Genomic DNA, 22652 nt, shown 5'->3' on the forward strand with positions numbered 1-22652 from the left:
GACGGCGCTCGTCCGGGCTCGGCTCGGGCAACGGGCCGTCGTCCTCCCCGTGTTCGTAGCGGTACCGCACACGCTGCTGGTCCAGGTCCCACAGCTCCAGGATCATGCGGTCGCTGCCGGGGTCGCGGGCGAGGCGGCTGGCCAGGAAGGTGTGTCCGCCCGGCCCGAACCGGCCGCCCGTGTCCGCCCGTTGACCGGTCGCCAGCCGCCGGGTGCTTCCGTCGGCGAGCCCCCGGATGACCGTGTCCTTGCCGCCGGGTGCGTGCTGGGCGATGAACCGGCCGTCCCCGCTGACGCCGATCACACCTTCCGACAGGCCCGCGTGGTGCACGGAGCGGATGCGCCGGTGCGTGCGCACGTCCCACTGCACGGCTCGGTCGTGCGCCACCGTCGTCAGCACCCGGCCGTCGTCGCTGAGCCAGGCGGGTGCGTCGAGAGCGCGGCCGCCCTGCTCGGGCTGGGTGAACACGTCCTGGTCGCTCTGCGCCGCGACCGTGCGCAGGGCCGCCCGGGTCTCCGGCAGGTCGGCGATGTGCCAGGCGGCGAGGGCGAGTCGCATCGCGGTGCGCGGCTCGGACTCGCGCAGCGTGTCCACCAGCGCGGCGATCCTGCGCGCCTCGGCCTCGTCGCGCTGGTGGGCGCTGACCCCGCTCTGCCGCCAGGCGGCCACACCCGCGACGACGGCCAGACACAGCAGGAGGGCGAGCGCACCGGTGAGCGCCCGCAGTCGACGCGTCGCCCGGGCCGCGATCCGTCGGCCCTGCTCGTACGCGGCGACGCTCGCGGCCAGGAAGTCGCGCTCGAAACGGTTCAACTCACCCGAGTTCTCCCGCACTTCGCTCCCGAAGGCCTCCCGCGCCTCGGTCAGCCGTATGCCCCGGTACAGCGCGCCGGCGTCCCGCCCCAACTCCGCCCAGGCCACCGCCGCTTCAGTGAGGCGCCGGTGCAGCCGGAGCCGCTCGCGGTCCTCGTCGATCCAGCCGCGCAGTCGGGGCCAGGCTCCGATGAGGGCCTCGTGGGCGAGGTCGACCGTGTCGCCGTCGACCGTCAACAGGCGGACCCGGACGAGCCGTTCGAGGATGCGCGCGGTGGTGTCGTCGGCGTCGAGCTCCGCGCGGTCGGCGGGGCGGCGGGTGTCCTCGGTGCCGTCGCCGGGGTTCACCAGGCGCAGCAGCAGGGCGCGGACCGCGGCGGCCTCGGCGGGCTTGCACTGCGCGTAGGCCGCCTCCGCCGTGTGCGCGACCGCGCCCTGGATACCACCGACGGCCTCGTACGCGGCGAGGGTGAGGGTCTTGCCGGTACGCCGCCGCCAGACCTCGCGCAGGGCGTGGGCCATCAGCGGCAGCCCACCCGGTTCGTCGGCGACGTCCGCGACGATGCGGGAGGTCAGCGTACGTTCGACGACGAGCCGCCGCGCCGCGGCCGGACGCACCACCGCCTCCCGCAGTCCCCGCGCCGGCATCGGGCCGACCAGCAGCGTGGCGTCCCGCAACGCCTCAGCGAGGGGGCCGTGTTCGGCACAGCGGCCGTAGAAGTCGGCACGGACGGCGATCAGGACGCGCAGCCGGGAGGCGGGGCTTGTCGCGGCCAGCAACTGCCCCAGGAACCGGGCGCGTTCGGCGGGGTCGGCACACAGGGTGAAGACCTCCTCGAACTGGTCGACGACGAGCAGTGTGTCGCCGGGCGCGGCGTGGGGTGTGAAGAGGGCTTCGTGGGTGCGGGCCGGGTGCGGGCCCGGGGTGAGGAGGCGGATGGCTGCGGGGCGACGGGCCGGGTCGGGTGCCTGTCTCAGTGCCGGTATCAACCCCGCCCGCAACAACGACGACTTGCCGCTCCCGGAGGCGCCCACCGTCGCCGCGAATCTCGCGCGCTCCGTCAGCCGGACCAGTTCGGCGGTCAGGTCGTCGCGCCCGTGGAAGTGCTCTCCGTCGCCGGACTCGAAGCGGGCGAGCCCCGGATAGGGGCTCTGCTCCTCGCCGGTGTCGTCGGACACCCGGGCCTCGGCGGCCTCGGCGACGGCTTCCCGCAGGCGCTCCGCCCAGTCCTTGGGGTCGCCGCCGCAAGCGGTGACGTAGGCGGTGAGGACCGGCGGGCTGGGCAGCCGTTCGCCGCCCGCCGCGGAGGCCAGGGTGGGCGGCGAGTAACCGGCGCGGAGTGCCATCTCGCGGTAGGTCGGCGTGCCCGCCTCGTCCCGCAGCTTGCGCAGTTCGTACGCGAACCGCTGTACGGCTCCGTCGCCCGGATCCAGCGGCTTCTCCCGGCGTCCCATGCGCGTCTCCCCCGTCGCTGTGGCCGACCCACACGCTAACAAGCACCCCGCGAGATTGTTCGGACGCCGAATCGGCGCTGCCCAACAATGCGTTGGCCTCTGGACTCGTGGTGCACGCACGCCCCCGCGCCCACCACGACGCACCGGAGCCGACCATCGCCACCACACACTCGCCGGGCCCTCTCCTGCAGTCCACGCGGCCGCCACGCACCCCCGAAGTCCCCACCGCGGCCCGTTCCGGACGCACCCCCGCAGCCGTCGTCCTCGTTCCCGTCGCGCTTGCCCTCGTTCTCGGACTGTGGGGCATCCGGCGCGGCGGCAGCATGTGGCGGGACGAGGCAGTGACATGTGACATAGCACAGCGGACACTGCCCGACCTCTGGGCGACCCTGAGCCACGCGGACGCCGTACACGGCCTCTACTACCTGCTGCTGCACGGCCTGTTCAGAGCCTCGGCAGTGTCCGGCGGGGCGGACCCGCTGCTCGTGCTCCGTCTGCCCTCCCTGCTGGCGACCGTGGCGGCGACCGGGACGCTGGCGCTGCTGGGCCACCGCCTCGCGGGACCGCGGGCCGGGCTGCTGTCCGGAGTCGTCTTCGCGCTCCTGCCGCCCGTGCAGCGCTATGCGCAGGAAGGACGCTCGTACGCGCTCGTGTGCGCCCTGGTCGTCTGGGCGTCGTACCTGCTCGTCCGTGCGATCCACACCCGTACCGGCCGGGCCTGGCTCGCCTACGGCGCCGTCGCGTCGGGCGCGTGCCTGCTCCACGAGTTCGCGGTCCTCGCCCTGGCCGCCCACCTCGTGGCGTTGCCGGCATCGGCACGCCGCGCGGGAGTGCGCGCGATGGCCGCTGTCTGTGTGTGCCTCGCCCCGCTGGTCGTACTGAGCATGCGCCAGAGCGACCAGGTGGCGTGGATCGGCGGGGTCGGGGCCGGGGCACTCGTCGGGTTCGCCGGGGTGACGGTGCTCGGGGTGGCGTGTGCGGCCCTCCTCGGGCGCACCCGGCTCACCGCACTGGCCCTCCCGCTCCTCGTCCTTCCCCCGCTCCTGCTCCTGCTGCTCTCCCTCGTCAAGCCGCTGTACGTGGACCGTTACGTCCTCTACGCCCACGCCGGGACGGCCCTGCTGGTCGGCGCAGCGCTCGACCGGCTGCTGCGCGCGGGCGGGCGGATCCGTACGGTCGCCGTACTGGCCGCCGGGGTGGCGGTGCTCTCCCTCCTGCCGATGACACTGGACCTGCGCACACCGCACAGCCGTACCGACGACGTCGCCGCAGTCGCCGACGCCGTCCGCTCGGCGGGCTCTGGCGCGGACGGGGTCCTCTTCATGCCGTCACGGCGCCGGGTGTGGTCGCTGCCCGACCCGGCGCCCTTCCACGGACTGCGCGACCTGGCCCTGGACCGCACCCCGTCCGCCTCGCACACGCTCTACGGCACGGAGGTGTCCCCGTCCGTGATCCGCGCCCGCATGCTCGCCTCGCCGCGCATCGTCGCCCTGCGCGACCCCGCCGGGCAGCCCGTGGACCGGACCGCCCAGGAGGACGTGAAGCGACGGGTGTTGGCGAGGTACTTCGTGGCGTGCCACACGCGGCGGGTGCAGGGGGCGCGGGTCTCGGTGTACGCACGCCCGGGGCGGTGCTGACGTGGGCTGCCCTCACATGGCGTGGACGGCAGTGTGCACCGTGTGCGCCGCCAGCACGAACACGTCCGGGCGGTGGTGGACGCTCGCCTTGTCGTCGGGGTCGAGGAGCCGGTCGAGGGTGGCGCGGTCGGTGGCGTCGAGGTGGTCGCCGAGGCCGTCGCTCAGACGCGAGAGGGACGCGGCGACATAGGCGCGCGCACGGTCCTTGGCCGGTGCGGGCAGGTCGAGCATGAAGGTGCGGGTGCCGGTGGGCCGCAGACCCACGGCGGTCATCAGCGCCGGCCAGTCCTCGGCCTCGGCGACCGCGCCGGGCAGGTTGGCCCGCATCTCGGTGAACCACTCCTCCTCCAACGCGTCGAGGCGGGCCTGCAGGCCGGGGCGGCCGATCCCGATGTCGCGCGGCAGGAAGCGCGCCGGCAGGCCGCCCTCCATGATCGCCAGGGTGCCGCCGGGCGCGAGCCGCGCGGCGAAGGCGGCGAGACCGGCCCGCTGGTCGCCGAGGTGGTGCAGACTGCGGCTGGCCCACAGCAGATCGGCGGGGTACTCCAACTGGTCGAGTACGCCCGGCAGTTCACCGGCGAGAGTGCCGAAGCGGTCCCCGACGCCGAGCCGGTCCGCCCGCGCACGGGCCCGCTCCAGGAGCGGCTCGGATCCGTCGACCGCGACGACCCGCGCCCCCGGGAACGCCTCGGCGAGCAGACAGGCGAGGACGCCGGGCCCGCTGCCCGCGTCGACGATCAGCCCCGGCTCGGTCTGCTTGTCGGTCAGCCAGGTCATGGCCCGCTCGTACAGGGACGTGAACAGCTCCGCCTGCGATTCCAGGAGCGGGGCCATCTCGGCCCAGTCGATGTCGGTGTGGTCGTGGTCGTGCCCGCGATGTCCGTCGTGGTGTCCGTGCGCCATGGTGGTCAGCCTCTCGTCCGGGTGCGGACCAGAGTGCTCCGACGCACCGCGCGACGGCAATCGGTGTTGCCGTCACGGCAAAAAGTGGCGGCAGAAAATGAGGTGCAAGCGGCCGGACGGGTCACCGACGATGGCCCGATGGATGACGAGCTGGTGGAGAACTTCCTCGAGGACGGGTTCGTGAGGATCGAGGGGGCGTTCCCGCCGCGCGTCGCGGAGAGCTGCGCCCGGCTGCTCTGGCAGGAGACGGGGTACGACCCCGACGACCCCGCCACCTGGAAGGACCCGGTGGTATGGGTGGCCGGGATGGCGCAGGGCCCGTTCGCGGCCGCCGCCAACTCCCCTGTCCTGCATGGGGCGTTCGACCTGTTGGTGGGCGAGCGCCGCTGGGCGCCGCGCTACTCCCTCGGCAGCTTCCCGCTCCGGTTTCCGCACGAGGAGGAACCGGACGACGCGGGCTGGCACATCGAAGGCAGCTACCTCCCCGAGGGCGCCACGCTGTGGCACACCAACCTGCACTCCAGGGAACGTGCCCTGCTGATGCTGTTCCTGTTCAGCGAGGTCACCGAGGCCGACGCGCCGACCCGCATCCGGGTCGGCTCCCACCTCGACGTGCCCTCGGTGCTGGAGCCGTACGGCGAGGAAGGAGCTTCCTTCCTGGAGCTCGGCCCGAAGGTCGCGGCGGCCTCGGCCGACCGACCGCTCGCGTACGCCACCGGCCGCCCCGGCGACGTCTATCTCTGCCATCCGTTCCTGGTCCACGCAGCCCAGCCGCACCACGGGGTCCGCCCCCGCTTCATGGCGCAGCCGCCGCTGCACCTGGACGCACCGCTGGAGCTTGACCGCCCCGACGGCGACTACTCGGCGGTGGAGTTCGCGATCCGCCGGGGCCTGGCCCGGGAGGGCTGACCTCGGCGGATCACGTCGGCGGGCCGGCGATGCCATGTCACACATCACCCGCAGTGCCATGTCACGCACCACACGGTGCTATGTCACATGCCACACCCCGATGTGTGACATGGCACCCGGTGCTATGTCACACAGCACGCCCCCTACAGCGGCGGATACGCATTCGTCATCAACTGCTGGAACTGCGCCGAGAACCAGTGTCCGGACAGCGGAGCGTTCGGCAGAGCCCCCGACAGGTTGTTGCCGTTGCGGGCGTTGCCCGTGTACGTCGGGTCGCACATCCGGTCGAAGCCCTTGCCCTCGTCGTTCGGGATGGCGCTGCTGGATCCGTCGGACTCACCCGGCGGCTTCATCCACACGTACGCGTCGATCCCGGTCGCCGGGCTGGCCTGCGGGCGCTCGCCGAGGCCGGCGCCGGACTGGTTGCACCAGTTGCCGACGTGGATGCGGCGGTCGTAGCGGCCACCGTCGACATAGGTGTCCACGCTGGTCGTGGCGCCCGGACCGGTGGGCCGTGCGGTGCCGCCCCAGCCGTTCCTGGAGGTGTCGATCAGCATGCCGATGTTCGAGTTGAAGCCGACGGAGACCAACTGGCTGCGGAAGGCCTGCGCGTACGACTGCTCGTCGACGTACCGGTTCCAGTCGACCCACTTGGACTGGCGCACGGACACACCGTTCACCGAGTCGTTGATGGTGAAGTTGTTCTCCTTCAGGGCGCTGTAGTTGGCCGTGTTGGTGATGAAGCCCTGTACGTCGTCGACGGTCGCGCCCTCGCTGGTCGCCGCCTGCTTGAACAGGGTGGCGGAGGGAGCGAAGTTGTCGTCCCAGCCGAGCCAGCCGTGGTGGCCGGCGTCGATGTAGTTGTAGACGTTGGGGATCGCGCCGAGCTTGGCCAGCGCGTAGCCGACGCCCTTCACGTAGTTGCCGTTGGCGAGCATGGTGTCGCACGCGGCCGTGGCGGTGGCGCGGCTTCCGGTGTTGGTGACCAGGTTGGGCAGCGAGTCGATCTCGATGGTGGTGACGATCCGCAGCGAGCTGTACTTGCTGTCCGCGAGGATCGCCGCGATCGGGTCGATGAACTGCGTCTTGTACTTGTCGATCTCCGTCGGGCCGAGCTCGCCGTTGGAGGCCAGGGCCGCGCAGTCACGTCCGGGCAGGTCGTAGACGACCAGCTGGACGACTTCCTCGCCACTGCCCTTCTGTTCCAGGGCCGCGTCGAGGTGGTCGCGCAGGCCCATGCCGCCGTTGACTCCGTCGATGGCGGCGATGCGGTCGAGCCAGACACCGGTGGGCTGGCTGGAGACGCGGCTGCCGCCCGGTTCGGCGGCGGCCTTCGCGGACCACTCGGGGTTCACGTACACCTTGGCGCCGCTGTACGGGTTGTCGACCTTGGCGTCCGGACCGGTCGGGTCGGTGGGATCGGTCGGATCCGTCGGGTCGCCGGAGTCGACGTTGCAGGTCACGCCGTCGAGCGTGAAGGAGGTCGGGAGCGCGTTGGTGCCGCTGTAGCTGCCCTGGAAGCCGAAGCTGACCGAACCGCCCGCCGACAGGGCCGCGTTGTAGGTCTCGTTGGCCGCGGTGACATCGGCACCGCTCTGGGTGATCTTCGCGTTCCAGCCGCTGGTGACCTTCTGGTTTCCGGCGTACGACCACTTCACCGCCCAACTGCTCTTGGCCGAGGCGTTGTTGGTGACCGTCACGGCGGCGGTGAAGCCGGTGTCCCACTGGTTCTGCACCTGGTAGTCCACCGTGCAGGGGACGGCGGCGGCACCGACGTCCCCCGGGACGACGGCTGTCGCGGTCCCGGCGGTCCCGGCGACCAGCGCCAGGGCGGCGAGTATCGCTGTTCTGGTACGACTCATGAGTGCGGGTTTCCTTGTCCGTTGCGGAAGTTGACCGTTGCGGAGGTGTCGGAAGTCATCCGTTCAGGGCGCGCAGATGGTCACGCAACCCGATGCCGTACGACGTGGGAGTCCCGTCGTAGTTCGAGATGAGCGAGGGACCGGAGGAGCAGTCCCAGGTGTTCCAGGTCCAGCCGAGGTACGACAGGCCCCGGTCGTCGAACCACTTCATGACCTGGTCGACGAAGGAGTGCGAGCAGGTGTTCTCGCCGATCTCCCCGGCCACCAGCGGCACTTGGGCCGCAACCGGCGCGAGGGTGGAGTTCCAGCAGCTCTCGTTCGCGCAGGTGTTGAAGTTGTAGACGTGATAGGCGGCGACGAGATTGCCCGCCGGGTCGGTGGGCCGGTAACTCAGCCACTGGCTCAGGTCGTTCGAGTAGGCGAGCCCGCCGGCCAGGATGATGTTCTTCGCGCCCGTTGCGCGTACGGAGTCGACGAGGTCCTGCATGCCGGCGACCTCGTATCCGATGCCGGGGCAGGTGCCGCCGTCCCGCCAGCACTGCCACGCCTGGGTGGTCGTGGAGGTGGCGCGGTCCGGGTAGGGCTCGTTGAACAGGTCGAAGGCGACGGCCGGGTCGTCCTTGAAGGTGCCGGCCACCGACGACCAGAACGACGGGGTGTACTGCATGTCGGGCATCGGCTTCTGGCAGGTGGCGTGCACGTCGGAGCAGCCCGCCGAGTTGCCGGTGTACTGGCCGTAGGTCCAGTGCAGTTCGACGATCGGCGTCATGCCGTGCGCCTCCACCCTGGCCACCAGGTCCTTGACCGCGGCCATGTAGGTGGCGCCGCCGTACTCGGGCTTGATGTTGGAAAGGCCCAGCCAGCACTCCTCGTTGAGGGGGATGCGGACGGCGTTCACCTTCCAGTCGGCGATCGCCTGGATCGCGGCGTCGTCGACCGGCCCGTCGAAGATGCCGTAGCCCTGCACGCACATGAACTCGCCGCCGGAGCGGTTGACTCCGAGCAGCCTGCGGGTGCTGCCGTCGGCGTCCACGAGTTTGTTGCCCGAGACGTGCAGGGCGGGTGTCGTTGCGTCGCCCGAGTCCGGTGGATCGACCGGCGTCGGCGACGGCGTCGGCTCCGTATCGACGTTGCACGTCGTCCCGTTGAGTTCGAACGACGTCGGTACGGCGTTGCTCCCCGACCAGGAGGCGAGGAATCCGGCACTGATGCTCGCGCCGGTGGCCAGCGAGCCGTTGTAGCCCTCGTTGGCGGCGGTCACGGTCGTACCGGACTGGGACCACTTGGCGTTCCAGCCCTGGCTGACCTTCTGGCCGCCCGCGAAGTCGAAGCTGACGCTCCAACTGCTCATGGCTGACGTGTTGTTGGTGATCTTCACGGCGCCCTGGAAGCCGGTGTCCCACTGGCTGGTGACGGAGTACTCCACCGAGCAGGCGGGCGTGGCTCCCTGTGCCGTGACGACCGGCATGGTCATGCCCCCGACAAGGGCGACCGCGCCGGCAACGACTAAAAGTACTGAACGCGGGGGGTGTCGCATGAGCGACTCCTTGCAGATCAGGCGCGTCGTGACGGACGCGTCGACTGATGGAATCGCTCCCACTGGTGCCATTGAAGCTAGCGCCAAGTGACGGTAAAGGACAGAGGGGTTGCTGACTTTCCCTCAACCGAACGCATCGAATCTTTTCGACTCTTCAAGCACCTTGACCCCTTGCACCCCCATCCCCACTATGGGAGCGCTCCCACTGGTTCAAGGCTTGTTGCTCCTCCCCTCCCCCACGTCTTCCCGAGCCGCAAGGAGGAACCAGCACATGCACCCCAGAAGGAGACGCCGCGGAACGCGGCGGTTATGGACTGCTGTCGTGGCGGCCCTCGCCCTTCCGTTCACCATGCTGGGTACGGGTACGACTCCCGCCCAGGCAGCGGCACTTCAGTGCAGCGTCGACTACAAGACGAACGACTGGGGCTCCGGCTTCACCGCGGACCTCACCATCACCAACCGCGGTACGGACGCCGTCGACGGCTGGACCCTGACGTACGCCTACAGCGGCAACCAGAAGCTCACGAACGGCTGGAGCGGTACCTGGTCCCAGTCCGGCCAGACGATCAGCGTGAAGGACGCCGGGTACAACGCGAAGATCGCCGCGGGCGCCGCCGTCTCCACCGGCGCGCAGTTCACCTACAGCGGCACCAACACCTCCCCCACGAGCTTCGCGATCAACGGCACCACCTGCGCCGGCGCACACCAGCCGCCGGTCACCGTGCTGACCAGCCCCACCGCGGGCGCGGTCTACACGCAGGGGGACGCGGTCCCGCTCGCGGCCACCGCCGCCGCGGCCGACGACGCCACGATCAGCAAGATCGAGTTCTACGACGACACGACCCTGCTGGGCACGGACACCAGCTCGCCCTACACGCTCTCGGCCTCTGGTTTGACCGTGGGCAGTCATTCGCTGGTGGCGAAGGCGTACGACAGCCTGGGCGCGTCCGCGGAGTCGACACCCGTCGGCATCACGGTCGCCTCGGGTCCCGCCGTGGTCGCCTCACCGACCCAACTGGGCGTCCAGCAGGGCAAGACGGGCACGTACGACGTGAAGCTGTCGACGCAGCCGAGCGCCAACGTGACCGTCACGACGGCCCGCGCGAGCGGCGCCTCGGGCCTCACGGTCACCGGCGGCGCGACGCTCACCTTCACGCCCTCCAACTGGAGCACCGCGCAGAAGGTGACCGTCACCGCCGATGCCTCCGGCACCGGTTCGGCGTCCTTCGAGTCGACGGCGACGGGCCACGCCAAGGCCACGGTCACGGTGACGGAACTGACGGCCACCAAGGCCTACGACGCCCGTTTCCTGGACCTCTACGGCAAGATCACCAACCCGGCGAACGGCTACTTCTCACCCGAGGGCATCCCCTACCACTCGGTCGAGACGCTGATCGTCGAGGCCCCGGACCAGGGCCACGAGACCACGTCGGAGGCCTACAGCTACCTTCTCTGGCTGCAGGCGATGTACGGCAAGGTCACGGGTGACTGGACCAAGTTCAACGGCGCCTGGGATCTCATGGAGAAGTACATGATCCCGACCCACGCCGACCAGCCCACCAACTCCTTCTACAACGCCTCGAAGCCGGCGACCTACGCGCCCGAGCTGGACACCCCGAACGAGTATCCGGCGAAGCTCGACCCGTCGGTGCCGGTCGGCTCGGACCCCATCGCCGGTGAACTGAAGTCCGCGTACGGCACGGACGACGTCTACGGCATGCACTGGCTCCAGGACGTCGACAACGTCTACGGCTACGGCGACACCCCCGGCGGCACCTGCGAGGGCGGACCGGCCGAGACCGGACCGTCGTACATCAACACCTTCCAGCGCGGAGCGCAGGAGTCGGTGTGGGAGACGGTGCCGCAGCCGACCTGCGACGCCTTCAAGTACGGCGGTACGAACGGGTACTTGGACCTGTTCACCGGCGACTCGTCGTACGCCAGGCAGTGGAAGTACACGGACGCCCCGGACGCCGACGCGCGTGCGGTGCAGGCCGCGTACTGGGCCGACGTGTGGGCCAAGGGGCAGGGCAAGGGCAGTGACGTCTCCGCGACCGTCGGCAAGGCCGCGAAGATGGGCGACTACCTGCGCTACGCCATGTACGACAAGTACTTCAAGAAAATCGGCAACTGCGTCGGCCCTTCCACCTGTGCGGCCGGGACCGGCAAGGACGCCTCGGACTACCTGCTGTCCTGGTACTACGCCTGGGGCGGCGCCACGGACACCAGCGCCGGCTGGGCCTGGCGCATCGGCTCCAGCCACGTCCACGGCGGATACCAGAACCCCCTGGCGGCCTACGCGCTCAGCTCGTACGCCGATCTGAAGCCCAAGTCCTCGACAGGGGCGGCGGATTGGGGCACCTCGCTCACCCGGCAGCTGGAGTTCTACCGCTGGCTGCAGTCCGATGAGGGCGCCATCGCGGGCGGTGCGACGAACAGCTGGGCCGGCCGTTACGCGACCCCGCCGTCCGGTACGTCGACCTTCTACGGCATGTACTACGACCAGCAGCCCGTCTATCACGACCCGCCGTCCAACCAGTGGTTCGGCTTCCAGGCGTGGTCGATGGAGCGGGTCGCCGAGTACTACCAGCAGACGGGGAACGCCAATGCCAAGGCGGTCCTCGACAAGTGGGTCGACTGGGCGCTGTCCAAGACCACGATCAACCCGGACGGGACGTACCAGATCCCGTCCACGCTCCAGTGGTCCGGCCGGCCCGACACCTGGAACGCGTCAAGTCCCGGCTCCAACAGCGGACTTCACGTCACCGTCGCCGACTACACCAATGACGTCGGCGTGGCGGCCGCGTACGCCAAGACCCTGACGTACTACGCCGCCAAGTCCGGTGACACGGAGGCGAAGACGACGGCGAAGGCACTGCTCGACGGCATGTGGGACAACTACCAGGACGGCCTGGGCATCGCCGTCCCGGAGACCCGCGCCGACTACAACCGCTTCGACGACACGGTCTACGTCCCGAGCGGCTGGAGCGGCAGGATGCCGAACGGCGACGTCGTGAACTCCTCGTCCACCTTCGCCTCGCTCAGGTCCTTCTACAAGAACGACCCGGCCTGGTCGAAGATCGAGGCGTATCTGGCGGGCGGGGCCGCGCCCTCCTTCACGTACCACCGCTTCTGGGCCCAGGCGGACATCGCCCTGGCCATGGGTTCGTACTCGGAGCTTCTCGAATAGTCCCCGCCGAGCGCTCCGCGGGTTGGGCCGTGACGTGAGTGCGCGTCCGTTGTGGCTGGTCGCGCAGTTCCCCGCACCCCTCACCACGAGGGCGCCTCACTTCACGGGCGTTTCCGCGGTACCGCTCGAACGCTCCGTGTGCGTGGTCTCGTCACCTGACGGCGAGGCCGATCCGCCGGGCGACCCCCTCCCGCACTGGGGGTCGCCCGGCAACTCTCGCGCCTTGCGGAAAGCGCTTACCCCCCACCTCCCCCTTCCGGAAAGGACCCCCCGTGCGAAGAACCCGCATCCTCACGGCGGTGCTGGCACTGGCGGCCGGACTGCTCGCGGGCACCCCGCCCGCACTCGCCGCGAGCACCCCGAAAGCGACCCTGGCCGCGGACACGTACACCTGGAAGAACGCCCGGATCGACGGCGGCGGCTTCGTCCCCGGCATCGTCTTCAACCGGAGCGAGAAGAACCTGGCCTACGCCCGCACCGACATCGGCGGCGCCTACCGCTGGCAGGAGTCGACGAAGACCTGGACCCCGCTGCTGGACTCGGTCGGCTGGGACGACTGGGGTCACACCGGCGTGGTCAGCCTGGCCTCCGACTCCGTGGACCCGAACAAGGTGTACGCGGCCGTCGGGACGTACACCAACAGCTGGGACCCGGGCAACGGCGCCGTCTTGCGGTCGTCCGACCGGGGCGCCAGCTGGCAGAAGGCCGACCTGCCCTTCAAGCTCGGCGGCAACATGCCCGGCCGGGGCATGGGCGAGCGCCTGGCGATCGACCCGAACAAGGACAACGTGCTGTACCTGGGCGCGCCGAGCGGCAAGGGCCTGTGGCGGTCGACGGACTCCGGCGCGACCTGGTCGCAGGTGACGAACTTCCCCAACGTCGGCAACTACGTGCAGGATCCGAGCGACACCAGCGGATACGCCTCCGACAACCAGGGCATCGTCTGGGTCACCTTCGACGAGTCGACGGGTACGTCCGGGTCGGCGACGAAGACCCTCTACGTCGGGGTCGCCGACAAGGACAACTCGGTGTACCGCTCGACGGACGCGGGCGCGAGCTGGACCCGGTTGGCCGGCCAGCCGACGGGCTACCTGGCGCACAAGGGTGTGCTGGATGCGAAGAGCGGCTATCTGTACCTCGCCTACAGCGACAAGGGCGGCCCCTACGACGGCGGCAAGGGCCGGCTGTGGCGGTACGCGACCGCGACCGGAGCCTGGACCGACATCAGCCCCGTCGCGGAGGCCGACACCTACTACGGCTTCAGCGGCCTGACCGTCGACCGCGAGCATCCCGGCACGGTCATGACCACCGCCTACAGCTCCTGGTGGCCGGACACGCAGATCTTCCGCTCCACCGACAGCGGCGGCACCTGGACGAAGGCGTGGGACTACACGTCGTACCCCAACCGCGCGAACCGCTACACGATGGACGTCTCCTCGTCCCCCTGGCTGACCTTCGGCGCGAACCCCTCACCCCCCGAACAGGCCCCGAAACTGGGCTGGATGACGGAGTCGCTGGAGATCGACCCGTTCAACTCGGACCGGATGATGTACGGGACGGGCGCGACGCTCTACGGCACGGACGACCTCACCAAGTGGGACAGCGGGGGCCAGTTCACCGTGAAGCCCATGGTGCAGGGGCTGGAGGAGACGGCCGTCAACGACCTCGCCGCTCCCCCGTCGGGCGGCGCCCAACTGTTCAGCGCACTCGGTGACATCGGCGGGTTCCGCCACACGGACCTGACCAAGGTCCCGTCGATGATGTACACCTCGCCGAACTTCACCTCGACCACCAGCCTCGACTTCGCCGAGACGAACCCGAACACGGTCGTGCGCGGCGGCAACCTGGACTCCGGTCCGCACATCGCGTTCTCGACGGACAACGGCGCCAACTGGTTTGCCGGTACGGACCCTTCGGGCGTCAGCGGCGGCGGGACGGTCGCGGCCGCGTCCGACGGCAGCGGCTTCGTGTGGAGCCCGGCGGGCACCGGGGTGCAGCACACGACCGGCTTCGGTTCGTCGTGGTCGGCGTCCAGCGGCATACCTGCCGGTGCGACCGTCGAGTCCGACCGGGTCGACCCGAAGACCTTCTACGGCTTCAAGTCCGGGACGTTCTACGTGAGTTCGGACGGCGGGGCGACCTTCACGGCCTCCACCGCGAGTGGGCTCCCGAGCGGCGACAGCGTGCGGTTCAAGGCGCTGCCCGGCACGAAGGGCGATGTCTGGCTCGCGGGTGGCGCTTCCGACGGCGCGTACGGACTGTGGCACTCGACGGACGGCGGGGCGAGCTTCACCAAGCTGGCGGGCGTCGACCAGGCCGACACGATCGGCTTCGGCAAGGCGGCGACGGGAGCGTCGTACCAGACGCTGTACACCAGCGCGAAGATCGGCGGCGTACGCGGCATCTTCCGCTCCACCGACAAGGGCGCGACCTGGACCCGCGTCAACGACGATGCCCACCAGTGGGGTTGGACGGGCGGGGCGCTCACCGGTGACCCGCGGGTCTACGGGCGGGTGTACGTGTCGACGAACGGGCGCGGTGTCATCTACGGCGACACCTCCGACCCGAGCGGAGGCGGGGGCGACGACGGCGGTGGGGGCACCGATCCGACGCCGACGCCCACCGGCGCGTGCACGGTGACGTACAAGATCACGAACCAGTGGTCGGGCGGTTTCCAGGCCGACGTCCAGCTGAGCAACACGGGTTCAACCGCCTGGAACGGCTGGGCACTCGACTGGTCCTTCGCGGACGGGCAGAAGATCACGCAGCTGTGGAACGCCGACTACACCCAGTCGGGCACGGCGGTGACCGCGAAGAACGTGGGCTGGAACGGCAGTGTGGCGGCGGGCTCGTCCGTGGGCTTCGGGTTCACGGGGAGCTGGTCGGGGTCGAACACGAAACCGGCGTCGTTCGAGCTGGGCGACCAGAGCTGCACGGTCGCCTGACCGGGCCGTCGCGGCGGGCGTGCGGTCACTGTGGGTGACGTTCGAGTTGCGGAGTGCAAAGTAGCGCGTGAGCCTGATCAAGGAAGATTCCATACCTGTCGAAAGGACAGTGATGTCGCAGCGCACCCGCAAGCCGACCCGCGCCCGCATCGCGGCGGTCCTCGCCGCTCCCGTACTCGCTCTGACCCTTATGGCGCCGAGCGCCTCTGCGGCTACGACGACCGACACCACCGCCACCTGCGCCGGAACGACCCACGTGTCCCTCCTGGGCCACGAGGCGTGCCTCACGCCCTCGGACGAGGACGCCGGCTCGAGCGACCTCCTCGGAGGCCTGCTGGGCACCGTGACCGGTCTCCTGGGGGGCCTGTTGGGTGGCCTCCTGGGCTAGCCGACCCCGTGAGGCGGTCGCCCGCAGGCTGCGGGCGACCGCCTCCGCGTCACGGGGTGTAGACCGTCGGCCGCGGTGCCGTCGCCATCCCGTCGCCGATGAAGAAGCTGGGGTGCGGCGGCTGGTTGTAGGCGGTGTTCTGCCAGGCCAGGGCCGTGCGGTACTGCGTGTCGTGCAGCAGCGTCGTGATCCTGGTGCTGGTCTCGTACGGCGTGGAGTAGATCCTCAGTGCCGTGTTGCCGCTGGTCGGCCAGACGGCCTCCTCGCGCCAGTCGCCGAGGATGTCCCCGGACAGGGACGGCGTCGCCTTGGTGCTGTTGTTGGAGTGGACCCCGGAGCCGGTCAGCAGACGGGTGTCGGCCGAGGTGCCGTACTTGTCGATGTGCGTGCCGTCGAGGAGCTCGCGGACGGTGTCGCCGTCCCACCACGACAGGAAGTTGGTGCTGGAGGGCTTGCGGCTCGCCACCACCGTCCCCTTCGGGTTGCGGACGCCACTCTCGGCCGCCGACCACGACTCGGCGCCCGCGCTGCCGGCCCAGATGTCCCCGGCGACGCCCCGGCCGTTGTCCCCGTTGGCGGGCGTGGACCAGATGACCTGGCCGGTCTTCGCGTCCGCCATCCAGGACGAGGGCTTCGAGGAGTCCTCGTCGACCTTGAACTCCTCCAGGCCCGCACGCGACGGGTCCAGATCGCCCACGTGCATGGCGTCGCCGTGGCCGTTCTTGGTGGTCCACAGCGTGTTGCCGTTGTCGTCGACGGCCATCGAGCCGTACACGATCTCGTCCTTGCCGTCGCCGTCGACATCGGCCACCGACAGCTGGTGGTTGCCCTGACCGTCGTACCCCTTGCCGGAGTTGGTCGAGGAGTTGGTGTCGAAGGTCCAGCGGCGGGTGAAGGAGCCGCCTCGCCAGTCCCAGGCCGCGATCACGGTGCGCGTGTAGTAGCCGCGCGCCATGACGAGCGACGGCCGGGAACCGTCCAGGTACGCCGTCCCCGCGAGGAAGCGGTCGACGCGGTTGCCGTAGGAGTCTCCCCAGGACGAGACCGTGCCGCGGGCCGGGACGTAGTCGACGGTCTGCATCGCCTTGCCGGTCTGGCCGTTGAACATGGTCAGGTACTCGGGTCCGGACAGCACATAGCCGCTGGAGTTGCGGTGGTCGGCGGACGAGCTGCCGATCACCGCGCCGGTGCCGTCGACCGAGCCGTCGGCGGTCTTCATCGCGATCTCGGCCTTGCCGTCGCCGTCGTAGTCGTACGCCTGGAACTGCGTGTAGTGCGCGCCGGAGCGGATGTTGCGGCCCAGGTCGATGCGCCACAGGCGGGTGCCGTCGAGCTTGATCCCGTCGAGGATCGTGTTGCCGGTGTAGCCGGACTGGGAGTTGTCCTTGGCGTTCGTCGGCTGCCACTTGAGAACGAAGTCCAGCGCCCCGTCGCCGTCGAGGTCGGCCACGGAGGCGTCGTTGGCCTCATAGGTGTACGCGACTGAGTCCGGGGTCGTGCCGCCGGCGGGCGGGGTGATGGGCACGTCCTTGTAGCCGGTGCGGAGTTGCACCGCGTGCACGGAGTCGGCCTGCTCCACGCCGCCGACGATCGCGCGGACCGTGTAGTCGGCCTGGGCGGGCGCGCCGGAGTGGAAGTAGTTGGTGGAGCCGGTGATCGGGGTCGCGTTGACCAACGCACCGGCCCGGTAGACGTTGAAGGAGACGTCGTTCGGGTCGGTGCCGAGCCAGCGCCAGCTGACCAGGTTGCCGCTGTCGGTGTGGACGCTGACGACTCCGCGGTCCAGCTTCTCGACCTGGCGGGCGGTGGCGGCCTCGGCGGTGTCGGCGTCGAACGCGGTGAGTCCGGCGGCGACCAGCGCCGCGGTGGCGGTGACCGCCGAGAGGAGTACGCGGCGTCTGCGGTGCCTGTGCGGGTGCTGCACGTGACGAACCTCCAGAGAGGACGGACGGGTTCCGCACTGTCAGTCGCCGCCGCACTCCGGCACGTTGCCCTCTCTTTCCGCCACCTTGACGTATCTTTTGGCCAGCTCGGCCACCGTCCGTGCGATGGCCTCGCGCAGTTCGGGCGGCTGGAGCACCTCGATGTCCGCGCCGAGGCGCAGAAACTCGCCGTGGGCGTGCTCGACGGACTCGACGGAAACCCTGGCGAGGGTCCAACCGCCGTCTTCCGTACGGATGTTGACCGACCTCGGCAGCTTCACACCCGGGCCAAGACGGACCAACGCCTCGCCCCGGTACAGCCGGTCGTGGAAGTCGCGCTGGTACGCCGTCCAGTACGCGGCCAGGTCGAAGTCGTCCGGTCGGCTGAACTCCTCCTCAGTGGCGGCGAGTTGGAGGATCTGGTCGACGCGGAAGGTACGGGGACCCGGGCCCGCGACGACGTACCAGCGGCCCGCCTTCAGCACCAGTCCGTACGGCTCCAGGCGGCGCTCCACGTCGGTGGGTTCGGCCCAGCGGCGGTACAGGACATGGAGCACGCGGCTGTTCCACACCGCGTCGGCGACCGCCGGCAGATACGGCGCCTCCTCGGCGTCCGCGTACCAGCCGGGCGCGTCCAGGTGGAAGCGGCCGCTGATCCGGTCGGCATGCGGGCGCAGCTCCGGCGGCAGGGCGGCGCGGACCTTGAGCTGGGCGGCGGCCAGGACCGAACCGAGGCCGAGTTCGGCGGCCGGACCGGGGGCGCCGGCCAGGAAGAGGGCCTCGGCCTCGTCGGCGGTGAGGCCGGTCAGGCGGGTGCGGTAGCCGTCGAGCACGCGGTAGCCACCGGCGTGGCCCGCGTCGCCGTACAGCGGGACGCCGGCCGAGCTCAGGGCCTCGACGTCCCGGTAGACCGTGCGGACCGAGACCTCCAGCTCCTCGGCGAGCTGGGCAGCGGTCATCCGGCCCCGGGTCTGGAGCAGCAGCAGGATCGAGACGAGTCGGCCGGCCTTCACTGACACAGGATGTCAGTGAAGCGGGCCTAGCGTCCCGTCCATGGCCTTCACGGAGAAACAGCCCGTCACGGGGAAACAACGCTTCAAGGAGAAACTCCTGACCGTGCCGCCGCCGATCGAGGTGGCCGGGCGGCGGATCAAGCGCTACCACGTCACGGCCGACCCGGCCGGCATCGCGCCCGACGTCGAGAAGGCGGCGTACGCGATCCTGCCGGAGCTGCTGCCGGAGCCGGACGGCACACCGCCGGTGACCTTCGTCGTGCTGCACCGCGGAGGCGACGACGGCGCCTACCTGAACACCTACAGCTGGGTCTGGGACAACGTCCTGCACTACGCGAACGCGGCGGCGGGCCAGCCTGTCGTCGGCTGCCCCGACCACGACCCCACCCACTTCATCACGCCCGAACTGCCCTGGATCGGCTGTGTCTTCGAGCTGCCGCCGATCCTGCACGAACGGGACGCCTGGGTACGGCACATGCTCGCACCCGAAGTCCCGGACCTGGAAGCCTACTTGGCCGATTCCCTGCCCGCAGGAACCACTGGAGACCGCTCATGAGCAGCCCGCACGACTTCGACTTCTTCCACGGCGAGTGGGCGGTCGTCAACCGCCGCCGCACCGACTTCCTCGACCCGGACAGCGACTGGGAGGAGTTCCCCGCCACCCACTGGTGCCGGCCGCTGTTCGACGGTGCCGCGAACATCGACGAGATCGACATGCCGCGCCTGGGCTCGAAGGGGCTGACGCTGCGGCTCTTCGACGTGGAGCGGAAGGAGTGGTCACTGACCTGGTCCTCGAGCCGCAGCGGAAAGCTGTTCCCGCCGGTGATCGGGCGCTTCGACGGCGACCGCGGCGAGTTCCACGGCGACGACACCCACGACGGGAAGGACGTGCGGGTGCGGTTCGTGTGGGCGGGCGTGTCCCCCGCCTCCGCACGCTGGGAGCAGGCGTTCTCCGTGGACGGCGGGCAGACCTGGCTGACCAACTGGACGATGGACTTCAGCCGGCCGGCGGCTTCCTGAAGGCCCGTAACGTGAACTCCGGGTCGGCGCGCGGCCGTTCCTGGTCGGGCAGCGCCTCCACCTGCGCGGCGAACCGCTCGGTGACCGGGTCGCCGGGCGGCAGCACGGTGAACCAGCCGCGGCGCAGGTCGGCCACGGTCCGGCGGGGGCTGCGGCCCTGACCGCGCCCCGGGAAGCAGGCCTGCCCGGCCGGGAGCAGCCGGTGCGCGGCCGCGTACGACTCCACGAGCGGCCCGGCGTCCGGGGCCGGCCGGCGCGGCCGCGGCGCGAGGACGGTGTCGATGTCGCTGCCGACGTCGTGCGCGGAGGCCTTGTCGACGGTGGTGACGTAGACGCCGCCGGGCCGCAGCACGCGGGCGCACTCGGCGACCACGGCCCGGACGTCCGCGGGCTCGTCGAGCAGGTGCAGCAGCCACACGCTGGTGACCGCGTCGAACGTCCCGTCCGGGAAGGGCAGCCGGCGGCTGTCGGCCAGCAGCACCGAGCCGGGCAGGCGGGCGGCGGCCATCCGGGCCATGCCGTACGTCAGGTCGGCGCCCGTCACCCGGGTCGCGGGCCGCGCGGCCGCGAGCCGCATGGTCACGATCCCGGTGCCGCAGGCCACGTCGAGGAGCCGGCCCGCGTCGGTCGGGATCAGGCCCAGTACGGCGTCCGCGGCGGCCGCGGCCCTGGGCTCGCCGCCGCGCGTGGCGTCGTAGGCGACGGCTTCCTTGTCGTAGTCGAGCACGCGGGTCAGTGTGCTCCGTGTCCCTGTGCGAGATCCTCGACCCGGCGCGCGAGTGCGAAGTCGAGCTCGCTGACCTTGCCACCCACGCTGTGCGTGTTCACGGACAGTGACACGGTGTGGTAGCCGAGGGTGAGGTCGGAGTGGTGGTCGAGCTCCTCCTGGACCTGGGCGATGTGCACGACCATCGCCGTCGCCGCGAAGTGCGAGCCCAGCCGGTAGGAACGGGTGATGCGGTCCCCGTCGAGCGACCAGCCCGGCAGCTCGGCCAGCCGTTCCTCGATCTCTTTCTGCGACAGCGGTTCCACGGGCATGGCTCGCTCCTTCCAAAGGGGCCGGGGTTCTCCTTCAGCGTGCCACAGCTGTGCTGCCGAGGCCCTGGTCAGAAGGGTTCCCGATGGTCGGCCGCGGACACATCCGGCCGTGGGGCCGTCCGCCGCAGCGGTGGTCCGCGAGGCCGCCTCCGACGCCCGGTCCACGCGTCGAGCTCCTCGGCTACGGTCGTACGCATGGCCACTGCCGCGACCGGACACCCCGCATCCGCCGCCACACCCTCCGCCAAGGGCGTCGGCCCGCTGCTGCGGGCCTGGCGGGAGCGGCGGCGGGTCAGCCAGCTGGAGCTGGCGCTGCGCGCCGACTCCTCGGCCCGGCACATCAGCTTCGTCGAGACGGGCCGTTCCCGGCCGAGCGAGGAGATGATCCTGCGGCTGGCCGAGCATCTGGACGTCCCGGTGCGCGAGCGCAACTCCCTGCTGCTGGCGGCCGGTTATGCCCCGCACTACCCGGAGACCCCGCTCGACTCGCCCGCGCTGGACGCTCTCCGCCAGGGCGTGGAACGCCTCATCCAGGGCTACGAGCCCTATCCCGCACTGGTGTTGGACGCGACGTACGACGTCGTCGCGGCCAACCGGGGCATCATGATGCTCCTGGAGGGCGTCCCGGAGTCCCTGCTCCAACCCCCGCTGAACGCCATGCGGTTGACGCTGCACCCCGAGGGCCTGGCGCCCCGCATCCGCAACCTCCGCGAGTGGCGCGGCCATCTGCTCGCGCAGATGGAACGGCAGATCGCCCTCTACCGCTCCGCACCGCTGCGGGCCCTGTACGAGGAGGTGGCCGCCTACCCGGTGCCGGAGCCGAGCCACGAGCACGAACCGGCGGAACGGGTCCCCCACTTCGCCCTGCCGATGCAGGTCGAGCACGAGGGGCGGACGCTGTCGTTCGTCTCGTCCATCTCCACCTTCAACACCCCCATGGACGTGACCGTCGCCGAGCTGGCCATCGAGACGTTCCTCCCGGCCGATCCGGCGACGGTGAAGTACCTTCAGTCACAGATGCCCTGACGGACGGCACACGTGGCAAGGCCCGCACCGCCGATCCCGTGAGACCGGCGGCGGAACATGACACACTGCTTCGCGCATACTTCGGCGCGTAGGGGAGGCGTGACGTGAGTGAGCGGCGTCCCGCGCCCACCGTGGGTCAGGTGGTGCTCGGAAAGCGCCTGCAGGAGTTGCGGGAAGCGGCCCGGCTCAGACGCGAGGAGGCGGCAGCCGTCCTTCGGGTGGCCCCCGCGACCGTGCGGCGGATGGAAATGGCCGAGGTCGCCCTGAAGATCCCGTACGTCCAGGTGCTGCTGGAGACGTACGGCGTCCCGGACGACGAGGCGGCGGCCTTCATCGCCCTCGCCGAGGAGGCGAACCAGCCGGGCTGGTGGCAGCGGTTCCACGACGTGCTGCCGGACTGGTTCAGCCTGTACGTGAGCCTCGAGGGCGCCGCCGACATCATCCGCTCCTACGAGCCGCACTTCGTGCCCGGGCTGCTGCAGACCGAGGCGTACGCGCATGCCGTGATGGATGCAGGAACGATCGGGCAGACCGGACCGGAGACCATCGAGCGGCACGTGTCGCTGCGGATGGCCAGGCAGCAGCTCCTGGAGCGCGAGGATCCGCCCCACCTGTGGGTGATCATGGATGAAACGGTCCTACGGCGCCCGGTGAGCATCCATGGCGAGGTGATGCGCGACCAGCTGGACAAGCTGCTGGAGTTCGCCGAGCGCGACCGGGTCACGCTGCAGATCGCCGAGTTCAAGAGCGGCCCGCACCCGGGGACGTACGCGCCCTTCACGCTGTTCCGCTTCGGCGAGCCCGAGCTGCCCGACATGGTCTTCACCGAGTACCTGACCGGGGCCCTGTACCTCGACTCGCGCAAGGAGGTCTCCGCGCACCTGGAGGTCCTCGACCACATGACCGCGCGGGCCGCGTCGGCCCAGCGCACGAAGAAGATCCTGCGGGAGTACCGCGAGGACTTCTGAGTCGGCACGTCTCAGTCAGTACTTC

General features: G+C 70.5%; 16 protein-coding genes and 1 pseudogene. 9 read left to right on the forward strand and 8 right to left on the reverse strand.

The features are described 5' to 3' along the window. Positions 1–904: 904 nt before the first annotated feature. Positions 905–2269, reverse strand: a pseudogene (locus OG303_RS11675) (helix-turn-helix domain-containing protein); the annotation flags it as partial. Between the two features lie 107 nt (positions 2270–2376). Here OG303_RS11675 and OG303_RS11680 point away from each other — a divergent pair. Further along, positions 2377–3906, forward strand: coding sequence for a glycosyltransferase family 39 protein (locus OG303_RS11680; RefSeq protein WP_405867561.1), 1530 nt, complete (start codon positions 2377–2379; stop codon positions 3904–3906). A gap of 12 nt (positions 3907–3918) precedes the next feature. Here OG303_RS11680 and OG303_RS11685 read toward each other — a convergent pair whose 3' ends face one another. Further along, the gene (locus OG303_RS11685; protein WP_405867563.1) at positions 3919–4809 is read right to left on the reverse strand and encodes a class I SAM-dependent methyltransferase; all 891 of its coding nucleotides are present in this window, start codon (positions 4807–4809) and stop codon (positions 3919–3921) included. A 138-nt stretch (positions 4810–4947) separates the two neighbouring features. Here OG303_RS11685 and OG303_RS11690 point away from each other — a divergent pair, with 138 nt between their 5' ends. Next, entirely contained in the window at positions 4948–5718 is a 771-nt protein-coding gene (locus OG303_RS11690; protein ID WP_405867565.1) for a phytanoyl-CoA dioxygenase family protein, read from the forward strand. A 143-nt stretch (positions 5719–5861) separates the two neighbouring features. Here OG303_RS11690 and OG303_RS11695 read toward each other — a convergent pair whose 3' ends face one another. Both OG303_RS11695 and OG303_RS11700 read right to left on the reverse strand, forming a co-directional pair. After that, a complete protein-coding gene (locus OG303_RS11695; protein WP_405867567.1) occupies positions 5862–7580 on the reverse strand; it encodes a glycoside hydrolase family 6 protein in 1719 nt (572 codons plus the stop codon). Positions 7581–7635: 55 nt separating this feature from the next. Further along, a complete protein-coding gene (locus OG303_RS11700) occupies positions 7636–9117 on the reverse strand; it encodes a cellulase family glycosylhydrolase (protein ID WP_405867569.1) in 1482 nt (493 codons plus the stop codon). 271 nt (positions 9118–9388) lie between these two features. On the opposite strand from OG303_RS11700, the gene OG303_RS11705 reads away from it, so the two are divergent. The 3 genes from OG303_RS11705 to OG303_RS11715 all read left to right on the forward strand — a co-directional run bounded on the left by OG303_RS11705 (position 9389) and on the right by OG303_RS11715 (position 15640). Beyond that, on the forward strand, positions 9389–12307 hold the full coding sequence (locus OG303_RS11705; protein ID WP_405867571.1) for a glycoside hydrolase family 48 protein: 2919 nt from the start codon (positions 9389–9391) through the stop codon (positions 12305–12307). 272 nt (positions 12308–12579) lie between these two features. Next, positions 12580–15252 (forward strand): cellulose binding domain-containing protein, encoded by a 2673-nt coding sequence (locus OG303_RS11710; protein ID WP_405867573.1) that lies wholly within the window; start codon positions 12580–12582, stop codon positions 15250–15252. Between the two features lie 112 nt (positions 15253–15364). After that, a complete protein-coding gene (locus OG303_RS11715) occupies positions 15365–15640 on the forward strand; it encodes a hypothetical protein (RefSeq protein WP_405867575.1) in 276 nt (91 codons plus the stop codon). Positions 15641–15689: 49 nt separating this feature from the next. Here OG303_RS11715 and OG303_RS11720 read toward each other — a convergent pair whose 3' ends face one another. Together OG303_RS11720 and OG303_RS11725 are read right to left on the reverse strand one after the other, a co-directional pair. Continuing rightward, positions 15690–17564 (reverse strand): rhamnogalacturonan lyase, encoded by a 1875-nt coding sequence (locus OG303_RS11720; protein WP_405867577.1) that lies wholly within the window; start codon positions 17562–17564, stop codon positions 15690–15692. Between the two features lie 39 nt (positions 17565–17603). Further along, a complete protein-coding gene (locus OG303_RS11725; RefSeq protein WP_405867579.1) occupies positions 17604–18575 on the reverse strand; it encodes a helix-turn-helix transcriptional regulator in 972 nt (323 codons plus the stop codon). Positions 18576–18615: 40 nt separating this feature from the next. Between OG303_RS11725 and OG303_RS11730 the strand changes: the two genes are divergently transcribed. Then, positions 18616–19131 carry a hypothetical protein gene (locus tag OG303_RS11730; protein ID WP_405867581.1) on the forward strand — a complete coding sequence of 172 codons (516 nt, stop codon included), beginning with the start codon at positions 18616–18618 and terminating at the stop codon, positions 19129–19131. Further along, on the forward strand, positions 19128–19595 hold the full coding sequence (locus tag OG303_RS11735) for a hypothetical protein (protein ID WP_405867583.1): 468 nt from the start codon (positions 19128–19130) through the stop codon (positions 19593–19595). Before OG303_RS11730 ends, OG303_RS11735 begins: the two co-directional genes overlap by 4 nt. Here OG303_RS11735 and OG303_RS11740 read toward each other — a convergent pair. Next, positions 19573–20322: a class I SAM-dependent methyltransferase gene (locus tag OG303_RS11740; protein WP_405867585.1), complete on the reverse strand. Its 750-nt coding sequence runs from the start codon at positions 20320–20322 to the stop codon at positions 19573–19575. The two genes, OG303_RS11735 and OG303_RS11740, sit on opposite strands and share 23 nt — an antisense overlap. Positions 20323–20327: 5 nt before the next feature. Continuing rightward, on the reverse strand, positions 20328–20633 hold the full coding sequence (locus OG303_RS11745) for a 4a-hydroxytetrahydrobiopterin dehydratase (protein ID WP_405867587.1): 306 nt from the start codon (positions 20631–20633) through the stop codon (positions 20328–20330). Positions 20634–20828: 195 nt separating this feature from the next. Here OG303_RS11745 and OG303_RS11750 point away from each other — a divergent pair, with 195 nt between their 5' ends. Continuing rightward, positions 20829–21659 carry a helix-turn-helix domain-containing protein gene (locus OG303_RS11750; RefSeq protein ID WP_405867589.1) on the forward strand — a complete coding sequence of 277 codons (831 nt, stop codon included), beginning with the start codon at positions 20829–20831 and terminating at the stop codon, positions 21657–21659. A 104-nt stretch (positions 21660–21763) separates the two neighbouring features. After that, the gene (locus OG303_RS11755; RefSeq protein ID WP_405867591.1) at positions 21764–22627 is read left to right on the forward strand and encodes a helix-turn-helix domain-containing protein; all 864 of its coding nucleotides are present in this window, start codon (positions 21764–21766) and stop codon (positions 22625–22627) included. Positions 22628–22652: the final 25 nt, after the last annotated feature.

It is taken from the genome of Streptomyces sp. NBC_00005 (assembly GCF_045160215.1).
GTDB lineage: Bacteria > Actinomycetota > Actinomycetes > Streptomycetales > Streptomycetaceae > Streptomyces.

Bases quoted from the DNA above. Each gene is read 5' to 3' on its own strand.
- OG303_RS11730 (WP_405867581.1), top strand. From the start codon at position 18,616: ATGGCCTTCACGGAGAAACAGCCCGTCACGGGGAAACAACGCTTCAAG.
- OG303_RS11695 (WP_405867567.1), bottom strand. From the start codon at position 7,580: ATGAGTCGTACCAGAACAGCGATACTCGCCGCCCTGGCGCTGGTCGCC.
- OG303_RS11715 (WP_405867575.1), top strand. From the start codon at position 15,365: ATGTCGCAGCGCACCCGCAAGCCGACCCGCGCCCGCATCGCGGCGGTC.
- OG303_RS11735 (WP_405867583.1), top strand. From the start codon at position 19,128: ATGAGCAGCCCGCACGACTTCGACTTCTTCCACGGCGAGTGGGCGGTC.
- OG303_RS11685 (WP_405867563.1), bottom strand. From the start codon at position 4,809: ATGGCGCACGGACACCACGACGGACATCGCGGGCACGACCACGACCAC.
- OG303_RS11750 (WP_405867589.1), top strand. From the start codon at position 20,829: ATGGCCACTGCCGCGACCGGACACCCCGCATCCGCCGCCACACCCTCC.
- OG303_RS11690 (WP_405867565.1), top strand. From the start codon at position 4,948: ATGGATGACGAGCTGGTGGAGAACTTCCTCGAGGACGGGTTCGTGAGG.
- OG303_RS11705 (WP_405867571.1), top strand. From the start codon at position 9,389: ATGCACCCCAGAAGGAGACGCCGCGGAACGCGGCGGTTATGGACTGCT.
- OG303_RS11745 (WP_405867587.1), bottom strand. From the start codon at position 20,633: ATGCCCGTGGAACCGCTGTCGCAGAAAGAGATCGAGGAACGGCTGGCC.
- OG303_RS11700 (WP_405867569.1), bottom strand. From the start codon at position 9,117: ATGCGACACCCCCCGCGTTCAGTACTTTTAGTCGTTGCCGGCGCGGTC.